Below are 12,984 nucleotides of genomic sequence, written 5' to 3' on the forward strand. Positions count from 1 at the left end.
CCGTGGCTGGATGTCAGCCGACACTGCGCAGCCAGATCTCCATATTGATCAGGGCGAAGATCCGCGGCAGACCCTCGCTCCGTCCGGCACGGAAATCTGCGATTGCCTTATCCAGTTTGTTGCCGTCGGCAAAGCTGCGCAGTTTCCCGTTCGGGTCGGTCAGGTCCGACAGGTATCGGCCCAAGCCCGCTTCGTCCGCCGCCCAGCGCTTGTAGGGCAGCAGCAGACCGACCTTGCGCCGATGGATCAGGTCATGAGGCAGGTGCTGTTCGGCCAAGTGTTTCAGGATCGGTTTCGTCTGGCCGCCCGGCACCCGCATCTCATTCGGCAGGGCATTCACCACCTGCAGCAGCGGCGTATGGACGAAAGGCACGCGTGCCTCGACCGACTGCGCCATGCTCATCTTGTCCTGCCTCACCAGCAGGGATTCCAGATAGGCGGTCTGGTCGACCGCGAACAGCCGGTCGCGGAAATCGTCGAAACGTGCCGATGCCGCTTCCCGTGCGCCCGGCGCCGCGGGCAGCAGGTCCGGGAAAATATCCGCCATCGCGTTCAGGTTTTCGTACAGGGCCGCATAGGCGGCGAAATCCCGTCCGTGCAATTTCCTAATGCCTTTGAAGGGCCAGATATTCGGCAAGGGCAGGAAGGCGGGCCAGGCCCGGTCGATCGCTTCCTGCCGGGCCAGCTTCTGCCAGATCGAATAGCGGAAATATCCGCCGAACATTTCGTCCGCGCCTTCGCCGGTCAGGACGACCTTGTGCCGTTTCTTGATTTCACCGCATAGGCCGTAGAGCGTTACGCATCCGCCATGCGGGACCGGGCCTTCCATCGCCCTGGCGGCGTCGGGCAGCATATCGGCGAAATTCCGGCCGCTGACATTCCATTCAAGGTGATTTAGGCCATACCGTTCGACGACAGGCTTGCGGTATTCTCCTTCGTCGAGCGCCGGATCGTCCAGTTTCACCGCGTAACTGTCCAGGCGGGTTCCCGCCGCTTCGGCGGCCAGGGCGGCGATCAGGCTGGAATCGACGCCGCCGGAGAGCTGCAGGCTGTACCCGACATCGCTCATCAGATGGGCGTTGAGGGAGGCAAGGACGGCATTATGGGCGTCTTCCTCCGTCGCTGTCCGTTGTTGATTGAGCGTATCCAACGGGTCGGCAAACCGGCGGTCCCTGCGATTGCCTGTCTGCAGGTCGATGGTGATCAGTGTTCCACCGGGAACCCGCTCTATTCCCTTGTAGTTGGAAAGTGATCCGGCCGCCCAGCCGAAAGTCAGAAGTTCGGGCAGGGCGTTGAGATCCGCCTCCGCCCCGACCAAGGGGCTGATCGCCTTCACTTCGCTGGCAAAGACATGCAGGTCGCCCTTGCTCGCCGCGTAAAGAGGCTTGATGCCGAGCGGGTCGCGCGCGGCCAGCAGCACACCCCGGCGCCGGTCCAGAAGGCAAATTGCGTACATGCCTTCCAGGCGCTCGAACAGGTCTTCGCCCCATTGCCGGTAGCCGTTCAGGACGACTTCGGAATCGCCCTTGGTACGGAACCGGACACCCAGCGATTCCAACTCCGCGCGCAGGGCTCGGAAATTGTAGATCTCCCCGTTGAAAACAAGGGTGATCTCGCCCTGCTCATCGGACATCGGCTGGTCCGAGGCGGGCTCGGGGTCCATGATCGCAAGACGCCGGAAGACGAGGGCGCATCCGTCCTCGGATACGGCGCCGCCCGAATCCGGGCCACGGTGGAACAATGCGGAGTCGATCCGCTCCAGCAGGGATGCGTCGAACCTGCGGCCCGGTTGGGCGAGGGCGGCTAATCCGCACATGGTGGGTACTCCCTGGTCACCGGTTTGTTCCCGGCCAGCGGAAAGACGGCAGGTAGTGTTCGAGGCACACCATAAGGCCGATCGCGGTCATGACGACCCAGACCGGTTCCAGTGGCAAACGGTATTTCGGGCTGAAAACAGGGCCGTTCAGACCCAACGTATAGCCTGCCCAAAGGAATAACAGAACAGCGGGGATCGCCGTGGCCCTGCCGCCGCGCAGGCAGACGGCGAAGCCAAGGCATGCCAGCAGCAATGCGACCGGTATCGGCGCCGCACTGATCAGCAGGAGGGCGGTGTAGAGCGCCCCCTCATTATCGAATAGGAAATTCCAGACCTTGTCGGCAAGGCTGTCGCCGGGCGTATCGTAGAACCCTTGGCGCGGCAGTTCGGAAAGCAGCGGGGAAATGGTGCTGGCGGGAGAGGCTAGATTCAGGACCGCTCCCTTCACCCAGGCGGAAAGAACGGCGGGTATGCCGAGCTCCTTCAGTTTTTCCCCGGCGAGGGCGGTCATCGCATCGGATTCCTGGAACGGGTTCTGCGCCGCGCGGTGGGCGGGGGTCTGCAGAAGTTCGGCTCGCCATTCGGTTTCCGTTTGCTCGATGGGAATGCCGGTTTCGTATTCCCGGATCAGGGGGGCGACCCAGAACAGAAGATGCGCACCGGTCTGGGCGTGCAGGCGGGCGGAGCCGAAGGCTTCCTGGTTGCGCAGCATGACCGGTGAGGCGATCGCGACGCACAGCAACAGCGTGGCGGCCAGGCCGAGCGCGCTGCGCAGCCAGGCGGTTCGGTTCCGCAACAGGGCGAGGAGCAGCAGAATCAACGGGCTCAACATCAGCCAATGCTGGACGAAAGGCCGTGTCACCAGGGCAAGGCCCCAGGCGATTCCCATGGCGCCCGTGCTCTTGGCGTCGCGGCGCTCGAGCCAGATCACTGTCGTGAGCAGGCCCGCGGCAACGAAAAACAGGAAAAGCGTATCCGTATAGAACAGCCCCGCCACCACGATTTGAGTCGGGTTGAAGGCACCGATCAGCCCGGCGATGAGGAAGCTGCCGGGGCGCAACCGTTCCGCCAGCATGCCTGCGATGACGCAGGTCGCCGCATCGACCGGAATCTGCAGCAAAACATAACCCAGCGGGTCGGGCGGCATGCCGGCGCTCAAGGTCCAGGACATCACCAGGAAGGGGACGGGCATCAGGTCCAACCCGATGCCGGGGCCCGATGCGACGGCGACCTGCATGTAGCTGCCGCCGTCGGCGAGGTATTGCGCCGCCTGGATGAAGGCGTGGGAATCCGGTCCCATCAGGCCGTCGGCGCCGAACTGCAGATAGACCACCAGCACATACAGGGCGCGGATCGCCAAGGCGACGGCGAGGACGAGGACAATGCGGCCGGCGGTCATGATTCCCGGGCTCCGGCGATCAAATGCGCATATTTCTCGATGACCTGTGCCTTCTCAAATCGCGGTGGCAGCCAGGACTGTCGCTCCCACCCCAGTTCCGGCCGAGGGGGTAGGGATTGCATGGCGGCGAGGAAATCTTCTTTGCCTTCGGCGATCAGCAAGGACCCCGCCGGAACATCGGCGGCGAGTTCCGGCAAGCCGCCGGCGGTGCGGGTCGCGATGACAGGCGTGCCGAGGGCGAGCGCCTCAAGGGCGGCATTCGGCATGCCTTCCCAGCGGGACGGCATCAGGAAGGCATCCGCTTGGGCGATCCGCTGCCATGGCGCCTTGTCGAAGCCGGGCATCTCAATACGATCCGTCAGGCCGTGTTCGGCTCGCAATTGTTCCAGGCGCGCGCGCATTGGGCCGTCCCCTAGAATGGTCAGGCGGCAGTCCTGCGGCATTTCCGCGAACCAGGGTATCAGCAGGTCGAAACCCTTTTGATGGGTCAGCCGTCCGGCAGAGATGAAATGCCTTCCCGCCGGCCGGGCGGCGGCGTAGTCGACCCTGTTACGCAGCGCGGTGACATCGACGGGGTTGTCGACCTGTGCAATCCGATCTTCTTTGACGCCCAGCGCGCGGAGTTTGGCGGCGACCGTATGGGAATTGCAGATGACCCGTTCCGCGCGATTGTAGAGCAGGCGGTAGGCCAAGCGCCCGACAATCCTGCCCAAAGCCCCGGCGGGAAAGGTGGCCAAAGACGCTTCGGGCAAATTCGCTTCCCGGACGAGATAGCTTATGTTTCCGGGCAGGCGCGGTTTGACGAAGGCGAGTATCGCCAAGTTCAGGTATCCCATCGTGGAAACCACGACATCGGGCCGTATCTCCCGAAGGGTATTGGCTAATGCGCCGATCGCGTGGCGCAGTCGCGGGCTTTCTAAGTCGATTATTCGGATATCGCTTGGAACCGCCGAAGCAAGATCCCCCTCGCCGTTCAGCACCACGAGAATGGGTTCGAACCGATCCCTATCGAGCGATCCCGCGAGTTGGAGCATCACCCGTTCGGCACCCCCGCCGGCGAAACTCGGCAGGATCAAGGCGACTTTAGTCTTCATGGTTGAAGGGAGACATTATCGCCGCGCCAGAACCGAGTCATAGACCCGGCCGATTCCATCGGCCATGCGCTGCGGCCCGAACAGCGTTTCGGCCTTTTCCTTGTTCCGTGTCTTGAACTCGGCACGCAATTCCGGGTCGTTCCGAAGACGGGTCAGGAAATCAGCGATGCTTTCCGGGTTGTACTCGGCGGCAAGGTAGCCATTCCGTCCCATCTCCACGAATTTATCGAAATGACCGAGAGTAATGACCGGAATGCCGGCCGCGATGCCTTCCATGATGTCGCGGCCCCAGGGGTTCTGCTGCCGCGTCAGCTTGATCAGGGCGTCACCATGGCTGAGAGCCCCGTTCGGATTGGCGATATGGCCGGGCAGCATCACCATGTCCTGCAAGCCGTTCTCGGCGATCGTATCGACAATCGACTGATAATAGGGCGCGGGCTTGCCGGTAACCGGATGGCGGTGGGCGGGCCGGCCGAACAGAAAGAAGCGGATATCCTCGATACCCCGTTTCTTCAGCACGGTTGCGATCTCGACGACACGGTCCACGCCTCGGTTGGGAGAGAAGTTGCTTAGCGAGATGACCTTCAACCCGTCCTGGAAGCCGGCCATGCAATCCGGTTCCTCGGACCCCGCCGGCGGCGGCAGGCAGATATTGTAGAGCACGCTACCCGCGGCACCCGTATCGCGCGACGGCAGCAGAGACCGGAAATGCGACTCCACCGGTTCCGAAATGAAGACGAGATGACTTGCCTGTGTCGCGATCATCCGGGCCAGGGAGCGGGCAAAGAAACCCGGAATCAGCTGGGTCCGAATATGGCAGACCCACGGCAAGCCCAAGCGTTTCGCAAGGGCGCGCCCCGCCAGGGCGAGGCTTTCGTGATTCACGTGAATAAGGCGGCAGTCATGCTTTTCCGCCAGTGCTTGCAGGCGGTTGAGGGCGCCGGGCAGTTTCCGTGCGGCCCATCGATAGAGCAGCCAGGAAATCAGGTTCTTCCGTTCCGATGGCCGGAAGGAGGGAAGCTCGGTTTCGACGACGAAATCTATTCCGGCGGCTTCGTAATGGGCCACGGCCGGCCCGTCCTTGCGCAAGACGACCACGGGCTTCCAGAGTTTCCGGTCCAGGGCCGCGACCATGTTCATGAGCGATCGGGAAGACCCGCCCCAACCGGATTCAAGGTCCAGGAACAAGATTGCCGTGGTCATCGTGTTCGCGGCCCTATCAATTCACCGGCCAATGCACCGGATCGTCGGGCGACGGCGGCTCGAGCATGGTCCACCCGTCCGCGTCGAATCGCCACAAATCGCTCAAATGCCCCACGGGACCTTCGCCGCCGAACAGCATCATCATATGCCCGTCCGACGCATAGGCCGGTTTTGCGTGGTAGATCGGCGCGGGCCCTGAAAATTCGGACCATTCCGAATGCTCGGGATCGAAAATCCACGTATCGGCATAGTTCAGGCGGGATTGGGATTTCGAACGGCCGCCAAACAGGACGATCCCCCGATCGGTCGCGCCGAGTGCCGGACAAAACCGGGCGTGCGGTCCTTTCGGAAGGGGCTGCCAGTCCGCGTGGTCGGGGGTCAGCGTCTTCAGGTCCAGCATCCAGAATGTGTCGAGGTCGTTGCTGCCGTCGAAACCGCCGAAGACGAACAGTCTTTCGCCGGCGACGCACCAGCCGAATCCATAACTCGGGTCCGGGCGGGGGCTCAGGCCCCGGCACTCGGTCCAGGTGCCGTTCCGGAAAAGCCAAAGGTCGTTGTAGAAGAATTTCTCGCGGGCGAGGGATTGGCTATGCCCGCCGAAGATGCAGAAGCCGCCGGGAATCGGCGCAATGGCCGCGACATATCTGCCGGGCGGGCGCGCGCTCCCCGGCTCGTTCTCGCCCATCTCCACCCAGTTGGCATCATCCGCCAAGGTCCAGACGCGGTCCTCGAATGTGATGTGTTCACCGGTCCAACCGCACCCGCCGAACCGCCAAAGGGTCCCCGCCAGATCGATCAGGCTGGGGTAGCGTGCACCCGGTTCGACCTGATCGGCGACCTGAGACCACCCGTTTTGCCCGAAGCGCCAGACATCCGTGCCGACATCGTCCGGGGCGACGGACCCGCGTCCACCGAAACCGCCATATAGCCAGAATTCGCCGTCGCGGATCACCGCGCCCGCGGCTCGGCGCGCCGATGGTCTGGAGGCGTTCATGGGGGACTTACTGATACCAGCTACGGTCCGGATGGAAGAAGAGCTGATCCATATAGCGGACCATCCGGCGGTCGTAGTCGATATTGTCGAAGGCCGCCTTGACCTCTTCCGGGCTGATGAGTCCCAGCGCGAGCTTGATGGCCAGCCACGGTTCCGACAGGTTGTCCTGATAGATGAAGGTGCTGGTCCGCGGATTGATCTCGATAAGCTTGCCGTCGATGAACTGGACGCTGATGTTGTAGCCCAGCGGCGTTGCGGCGCAGAGGGCGGAAATCGATTTCTCGATCGCGGGGCGGCGGACGTGCTGCGCCTTGTCGATCACGCCCCAACGGTGGGATTCCCGCGTCTTACAGGTGGTCAGCAGTGCCTCGCCCTTATAGGCGATGGTCATTGCGTCGATTTCCTCGCCTTCCGCCACTTCCATCAGCAGAAGTTCCGGGAAGGGCCGGTCGTCATTGAAGATCGAGATGAACTCGTCCAGCCCCATATAGCGGGCCGTCGGCTTGTGGTTCAGCAGCAGGTCGCGCTTGTCGAAACGTTCGGTCAGGATGCGGAAGCCGCGCGTTCCCTTGCCGACATGCGGTTTGAAACACAGATCCCGGTCCGGATAACCCATGGCGCGGGCCTGCTCGACGAATTCGTCCAGGCTGCCGGGTGTGCAATGGTCGGGCACCGGCACGTCGTCCAATGTGGCGGCCAGTTCGTAGAGCTTCGCCTTGTTGTCCACCAATGCGACCGCTTCCGGTTCGGAGCAGATGCAGGTGATGCCCAGTGCCTCGATTTCCCGTTTCATCGGGGCGATGAAACGCACATCGGCACCGGATACGTTCAACAGGGCGTCGGGCTTTTCCGCCTTCAGGATATCGAACAGCCGTTCCTTGTAACCTTCGGCCCCGGCCGACGGAATGACGTGGAAGGCGTCGGAAAAAAATCCGCCGCAGGCTTCACCGTCCATATCGACGCTGACGATTTCGATTTCATATTCGCCATTGGCCTTGAGTTGACGAATCAAGGTGGGCGACTGGGGAGCCCCAGCACCCGTAATCATAATCTTCAGTTTTTGCATTATTTGTTGGCGGCTTCTTCCAGAATTGAATCGATGGCGGCCAGTCGCTCGCTGGCTTCCTTGTGCTGCCGTTCCAGCCGGTCCTGGACCGCCGCTTCACGCGCCGTGACGGTACGTTTGTCGTTGTCCTTGGCCTGGGCCAGGACATAGCCGACCGGGCGGTACTGGGTCGCCAGCATGTCGATGCTGACGGAAGCAAGGCGGCCGACGGTCAGGCGGCGACCGTTCTCCAGGGCACGGGCAAGATCGCGACGAACGTCGTCGCCGTTCAACAGCTTGCCTTCATGCATATAGCCGATGACCGGCTTGCTCAGCACCGTGTGGTGCCGAACGAAAGAGGTCATCAGGCGAATATCCATGATTTCGTTCGCACCGACTTCGGTGATTACGAAAGGCACGACGAGGTGGTCGGTGAACACATAGTCGCCGCGGCGCAAATAGCGCGTCCGCTCCATGAACTGCTGATAGACGCTGTCGACGCCGTCCCGATTGCGGGGCGAATAGACGACGGGCGCGATGATATCCGGCCACAGCAGATCGCGATGGTGGCTGACCAGACCGTCATCCTTTTTCTTGATGATGCAGCGGTATTCCTCGTCGGGGCCGACATGGATCGGGCAGATATCGCAGGCGATGCAGGGCCGGATCGTCTGGTCGGTCATGTCCATGAACCGGGTCTGCGCGCCTTCTTCCAGACCCTTGGAGAAGGGGGCGGCGACGGATGCGCCTTCGCCCTTCCGGTCCTGCAGGACCCAGAAATCCATGCGCGGCTTGTCGCTGAGGCGGCTGTGTTCCGAGGCCCAGAGCTGCATGGCCACGCTACCGACCCGGCGGCCCGTGCCGATCGCCGTGTTGATTCCATAGGTGTCGTTCGGCATCGTGCCGATATCGCCGGCATGACCCGTCCCGCCATATTGCGAGGTCGTGTCGGAGTCGTTCCCGACCGCCAGGAAACCCAGGTTCAGCATGTCCATCATGGCGTAGATCAGGGTCGTTTCCTGACCGCCGTTCCGTTTGGCGCCGACGGCGACCCCTGCATAGATCTTGCCTTCCAGGTCCCGCTGCAGGTCTTCATCCATACGGATCATGTCGATGAATTGCTGGGCGAGGGACCCGCGATCGCCGAAATAGACCGGGGTCGACAGGATGATCGCATCCGCTTCGCGCAGGGCCGCCTTCAACTCGTCCAGATTGGCAGGGATACCGCTGGCCGGAAAATGATCCGGCAACGGAATATGGCGAATCTCCGAGCCCTTTTCCTGGGCACCCCACAGGGCCGCGACGAGGGCGATTTCACTGTTCGACAGACCGCGCTGCCCGCCGTTGCGTTGCAGGTTCCGGTACATTTCGTCGAAGGGCAGGCCGTCGGTCCGGCCCGCGGCCTTGAACTGGTCCAGATGGATGTTCGCCTGTTCCTTCAGGTATTCGTCCAACTGCTCACGCGTCTTAAGCGCGGCAATTTCGTCGCGCAGCCGGTGGGCACCGGAACTGGACCTTGCATTCCTGAGGCTGGCGGAAAGTCCCAACACGATTGGCGCGGTCATAGATCGTCCTTCCTAGATCCCGGATCAGACACTTTAGCAAATTAAGAAAATCAATGCGTGTTCATCGCATGAACGCTTGGCGGCGGTCAACTGCAATCCCGTTATCCCGCAAGCGCGAACCCCGCGATCGGCACGGCTTCGGCGAAGAGTTCCTCCGGGTCCGTCGGCCCCGTGGCCCGGACATGGCCGTCGGTCAGATCGAGCCCGCCATGGGCCGGCGGTTCGGCGATCTTCTTGAAGCCGTTCGACTCGATCGCGGTCGTCAGGCCGGCTTTCCGATAGGCGTAACATTCGATGCGATTGCCCAGGAAGCCTTGGACTCCATTGCCGAAAATCACCTTCAGACCGCGTGATTTCGCATGGTTCAGCAAGTCGATACTGTCCTTCAGGCCTGCATGCTTGCACAGCTTCAGTTTGACATAGGCAACGCCGAGATCGGCGGCGCGGTCGATATCCGTGCGTGTCCAAATGGATTCGTCCAGCATCAACGGCGCGGGGGACAAGGCCGCGAGATCAGCCATGCTTTCGTCCTGATCCGGCTTGAACGGCTGCTCCCAAAGCTCTATCGGCAGGCCTTGCAGGGCCGGCGCAAAGGCCTCCGCGTCGGCGAAACTCATCTGCTGATTCGCGTCCATTCTCAGCGTGACCCCGGGCGTCAGGGCGGCGGCGATGGCCTTGATTCGCGCAGCGTCCTCCGCCGGGGGCTTGCCGCCGATCTTGACCTTCAACGTGGTGAAGTTCCGGTCGCACAGATCCTTGGCGTTCCGGGCCGCTTCGTCTGGGTCCGTGCCGCCGCACAGCGCGGCGACGGGGATCGGGTCAAAACCGCAGCCTAGGACCTCATCCGCGCCGATTTCCAATAGATCGCGCGCGCATAGGATGCCGCTGACGGTCATCGCGGCTTCCTTGCCCCAATCGGCGGTGAGAGCCTCCGCAGTAACCGTTCTTTCCGAAACGGCGGCGAGCGCCTTCCGAACCGTTTCCGGGGACTCATCGCTGTATCCCGGCAAGGGCGTGATTTCTCCCCAACCCACACGCGGTCCGTCCGTCGCTTTGACGAGGAACGTGTCGAATTGGGTAACCGCTCCGAATGACAGTACATAGGGAACCGTCAGGCGTGCGGGCCGGAATCGAACCTCGATCTGCATGGGATTAGGCTACGGCCTTTCTGACGGCGGTTGTGATGCGGTCGATTTCCCCTTCCGTCAGGAAAGGGTGCATCGGCAGGCTGAGCACCTTGCCGGACAAGGCTTCGCAGACCGGCAGGGATCCTTCGCCGCCGCCAAGCGGCCGATAGGCTGTTTGAAGATGCATCGGCAGGGGATAATAGACCGCGGTCGGGATACCCGCTTCCTTCATTTTGGCGGCGATTTCGTCGCGCCGGGCCGGGTCCACCTGGATCGTATATTGAGCCCAGGCACTGCTTCGGCCCTGGCGACGCGTCGGTGTTTTCACCACCCCTTCCAGGGCGGCGTCATAGGCGTTTGCGACCGCTTCGCGCCGTTCGAGCTCGGCCTGGAAATGCGGCAGCTTCGCCAGAAGTATCGCCGCCTGAAGCGTGTCGATCCGGGCATTCAGACCAACGCGGGCGATATCGTATTTCGACCCGCCCTTGCCGTGGGCGCGGATCGACCGCATCACGTCGGCCAGGTCGCCGTCATCGGTGAAAACCGCACCGCCGTCGCCCGCGCAGCCCAGCGGTTTGGCAGGGAAGAAACTGGTCGCGGTCATCCGGCCCATCGTGCCGACTTTCTTGGAACCGCACGACCCGCCGAAACTTTGCGCCGCATCCGTCCACAAATGCAGGCCATGAGCATCGGCGACAGCCTGCATCTTTTCGTGATCGGCCGGCAGGCCGAACAGGTCCAGGCTCAGGATCCCCTTGGGGGTCAGCTTTCCTTCCGCCTTCACTTCCGCGATCCGGCGTTCCAGGTCCTCCACATCCATGTTGAAGTCGTCCGGGTCCGCGTCGACAAAGACCGGCGTGGCGCGCAGCAGCAGCGGCACTTCGGCCGTCGCCGTGAAGGTGAAGGAAGGAACGAAGATCGCATCGCCCGGTCCGATCCCGTCCGCCATCATGATCATCAGCAGGGCGTCGGTGCCGCTGGAACAACTGATGACGTGCTTGGCGCCGCAGAATTCGGAAAGGGCGGTCTCAAGCTGTGCGACCTCCGGGCCCATGATGAACCTTGCGTGATCCATCACGGTTTGGATCGCCGTGTCGATCTCCGGTTTATAGGCGGCGTACTGGGCTTTCAGGTCGACGAATTGTATGGGGGCGTCAGCGGTCATCTCAATCAAGTCTCACAAGGCCGGTTTCGGTGATGCGGTATGCTTCGCCCGTGCGCGGGCAAATCAGGCTGTCGTCAAGGCGGTCGCCCGTGCGGCTGACCCAACCGATCCGGCGGGCCGGATTGCCGACGACAAGGGCGTGGTCGGGAACGTCCCTGGTCACCACGGCACCGGCGCCGATCATGGCGTATTGGCCGATTGTGGTGCCGCAGACGATGGTCGCGTTGGCGCCGATGCTGACACCCTTGCGCACCAGGGTGGCCGCGAATTCGTCCTTGCGTTCGACGAAGGCGCGCGGGGTCAGCACATTGGTGAAAACACAGGACGGGCCGCAGAAAACGTCGTCCTCCAAGGTAACGCCCTTGTAGACCGCGACATTGTTCTGGATCTTGCAGCCCTTGCCGACCTGAACGTCCGGCCCGACCATGACATTCTGACCCAACACGGAGCCCGCGCCGATGGTGGTCCGGGTCAGGACATGGGCGAAGTGCCAGATCTTGGCGCCGTCCTCGACCGTCGCGCCATCGTCGACGATGGCGGTTTCGTGGATCATGGCGTCGGCGGAAATCGTGCTCATGATTGCTCCAGCATCACCGGCGCCTTCGTGTCCAGCGAGCGCTGGCACATATCCAGAACACTCAAGACCCGAACGCCTTCGGCCGCGTCGCTGCGCGGCGTCTTTGCGGTCGCGCAACAATCCAGGAAATGTTCCATTTCGGTCCTCAGCGGTTCTTCGGTGCCGTACGGCACCGGCTCCGCCTCCGCCTTGTCCATCACCGGCAGGTCGTCTTTCCAGCCGATGGCGTGCGGATAACGCAGCAGTTTGTCCTCGCCGGGCAGGGTATCGTTGAAGACCAGCATGCCGGATTCTCCCACCACGACGAGGCGGTGATCCTTGTACGGGTGCAGCCAACTGACGAAGATATGCCCCTGCAGTTGATCGCCGAAGTCGAAATGGCTCAACGTCATATCGGCGACCGACGGGCTCAGCCATGCTTCGCCGTTGCAGACGACCTTGTCCGGCATCCGTCCGGTCAGGGCCAGCATCATCGAAATGTCGTGCGGCGCGAAGGACCACAGGGCGTTTTCGTTGCGCCGAATTTTACCCAGGCTCGCCCGGTTCGAATAGATATAGCGCAGCCGCCCGATCGCGCCGTCCGCGACCGCCTGTTTCAGGGCCAGAAAGGCGGGATGATACAGCAGCAGATGGCCGACCATCAGGATGGCGCCCTTCTCCCGGGCCAGGGCTTCCAGCTCGCGGGCTTCCTCGACTTCCAGGCAGAGCGGCTTTTCCACGAAGACGTTCTTGCCGGCGTTCAAAGCCTGCCGGACCAGCGTTCCATGTGTTTCCGCCGGCGTCGCGATGGCGACCGCGGGGATCGACGGGTCCGCCAGAACCGCGTCGACACTGTCATAGACGGTTGCGTTCGGGTACTGCGCACCGAATGCGGCGCGGGCCTCCGCGTCGCTGTCGAAAAACCCGCTGAGGGCGCCAAGGGCGTCCAGATTGCGGAGAATGTTCTTGCCCCAGTAGCCGGTACCGAGGACGGCACAAGAAATGCTCATTACGCTGCCT

Annotated in this window: 11 protein-coding genes; all 11 read right to left on the bottom strand. The window is 62.5% G+C overall.

All coding sequences use genetic code 11. The features are described from left to right. Positions 1-13 precede the first annotated feature (13 nt). Positions 14-1,816, bottom strand: a complete 1,803-nt coding sequence (gene asnB / locus ACQK2G_RS00160; RefSeq protein ID WP_425402983.1) for an asparagine synthase (glutamine-hydrolyzing) — start codon at positions 1,814-1,816, stop codon at positions 14-16. 16 nt (positions 1,817-1,832) lie between these two features. After that, a complete protein-coding gene (locus tag ACQK2G_RS00165) occupies positions 1,833-3,215 on the bottom strand; it encodes a hypothetical protein (protein ID WP_425402984.1) in 1,383 nt (460 codons plus the stop codon). Continuing rightward, a complete protein-coding gene (locus ACQK2G_RS00170; protein WP_425402985.1) occupies positions 3,212-4,309 on the bottom strand; it encodes a glycosyltransferase in 1,098 nt (365 codons plus the stop codon). Before ACQK2G_RS00170 ends, ACQK2G_RS00165 begins: the two co-directional genes overlap by 4 nt. Before the next feature lie 15 nt (positions 4,310-4,324). After that, positions 4,325-5,512 (bottom strand): glycosyltransferase family 4 protein, encoded by a 1,188-nt coding sequence (locus ACQK2G_RS00175; protein WP_425402986.1) that lies wholly within the window; start codon positions 5,510-5,512, stop codon positions 4,325-4,327. 16 nt (positions 5,513-5,528) lie between these two features. Further along, positions 5,529-6,506, bottom strand: a complete 978-nt coding sequence (locus tag ACQK2G_RS00180; RefSeq protein ID WP_425402987.1) for a Kelch repeat-containing protein — start codon at positions 6,504-6,506, stop codon at positions 5,529-5,531. Positions 6,507-6,513: 7 nt separating this feature from the next. Next, on the bottom strand, positions 6,514-7,572 hold the full coding sequence (locus ACQK2G_RS00185; RefSeq protein WP_425402988.1) for a hypothetical protein: 1,059 nt from the start codon (positions 7,570-7,572) through the stop codon (positions 6,514-6,516). Further along, a complete protein-coding gene (locus ACQK2G_RS00190) occupies positions 7,572-9,116 on the bottom strand; it encodes an NAD(P)H-dependent oxidoreductase (protein ID WP_425402989.1) in 1,545 nt (514 codons plus the stop codon). The genes ACQK2G_RS00185 and ACQK2G_RS00190 overlap by 1 nt, the downstream gene beginning before the upstream one ends. Before the next feature lie 101 nt (positions 9,117-9,217). Then, positions 9,218-10,264, bottom strand: coding sequence for a mandelate racemase/muconate lactonizing enzyme family protein (locus ACQK2G_RS00195; RefSeq protein WP_425402990.1), 1,047 nt, complete (start codon positions 10,262-10,264; stop codon positions 9,218-9,220). Between the two features lie 4 nt (positions 10,265-10,268). Beyond that, a complete protein-coding gene (locus ACQK2G_RS00200) occupies positions 10,269-11,408 on the bottom strand; it encodes a DegT/DnrJ/EryC1/StrS family aminotransferase (protein ID WP_425402991.1) in 1,140 nt (379 codons plus the stop codon). A 1-nt stretch (position 11,409) separates the two neighbouring features. Next, positions 11,410-11,985 carry an acyltransferase gene (locus tag ACQK2G_RS00205; protein WP_425402992.1) on the bottom strand — a complete coding sequence of 192 codons (576 nt, stop codon included), beginning with the start codon at positions 11,983-11,985 and terminating at the stop codon, positions 11,410-11,412. Then, entirely contained in the window at positions 11,982-12,974 is a 993-nt protein-coding gene (locus ACQK2G_RS00210; RefSeq protein WP_425402993.1) for a Gfo/Idh/MocA family protein, read from the bottom strand. The genes ACQK2G_RS00205 and ACQK2G_RS00210 overlap by 4 nt, the downstream gene beginning before the upstream one ends. Between the last annotated feature and the right edge of the window lie 10 nt (positions 12,975-12,984).

The sequence above is a fragment of the Hwanghaeella sp. genome (assembly GCF_965227365.1).
Taxonomy (GTDB): Bacteria; Pseudomonadota; Alphaproteobacteria; order UBA8366; family Aestuariispiraceae; genus Hwanghaeella.

What these genes read in the sequence shown, in the direction of transcription:
- asnB (WP_425402983.1), bottom strand. Translation starts at nt 1,816, where the DNA reads ATGTGCGGATTAGCCGCCCTCGCCCAACCGGGCCGCAGGTTCGACGCA.
- ACQK2G_RS00165 (WP_425402984.1), bottom strand. Translation starts at nt 3,215, where the DNA reads ATGACCGCCGGCCGCATTGTCCTCGTCCTCGCCGTCGCCTTGGCGATC.
- ACQK2G_RS00170 (WP_425402985.1), bottom strand. Translation starts at nt 4,309, where the DNA reads ATGAAGACTAAAGTCGCCTTGATCCTGCCGAGTTTCGCCGGCGGGGGT.
- ACQK2G_RS00175 (WP_425402986.1), bottom strand. Translation starts at nt 5,512, where the DNA reads ATGACCACGGCAATCTTGTTCCTGGACCTTGAATCCGGTTGGGGCGGG.
- ACQK2G_RS00180 (WP_425402987.1), bottom strand. Translation starts at nt 6,506, where the DNA reads ATGAACGCCTCCAGACCATCGGCGCGCCGAGCCGCGGGCGCGGTGATC.
- ACQK2G_RS00185 (WP_425402988.1), bottom strand. Translation starts at nt 7,572, where the DNA reads ATGCAAAAACTGAAGATTATGATTACGGGTGCTGGGGCTCCCCAGTCG.
- ACQK2G_RS00190 (WP_425402989.1), bottom strand. Translation starts at nt 9,116, where the DNA reads ATGACCGCGCCAATCGTGTTGGGACTTTCCGCCAGCCTCAGGAATGCA.
- ACQK2G_RS00195 (WP_425402990.1), bottom strand. Translation starts at nt 10,264, where the DNA reads ATGCAGATCGAGGTTCGATTCCGGCCCGCACGCCTGACGGTTCCCTAT.
- ACQK2G_RS00200 (WP_425402991.1), bottom strand. Translation starts at nt 11,408, where the DNA reads ATGACCGCTGACGCCCCCATACAATTCGTCGACCTGAAAGCCCAGTAC.
- ACQK2G_RS00205 (WP_425402992.1), bottom strand. Translation starts at nt 11,985, where the DNA reads ATGAGCACGATTTCCGCCGACGCCATGATCCACGAAACCGCCATCGTC.
- ACQK2G_RS00210 (WP_425402993.1), bottom strand. Translation starts at nt 12,974, where the DNA reads ATGAGCATTTCTTGTGCCGTCCTCGGTACCGGCTACTGGGGCAAGAAC.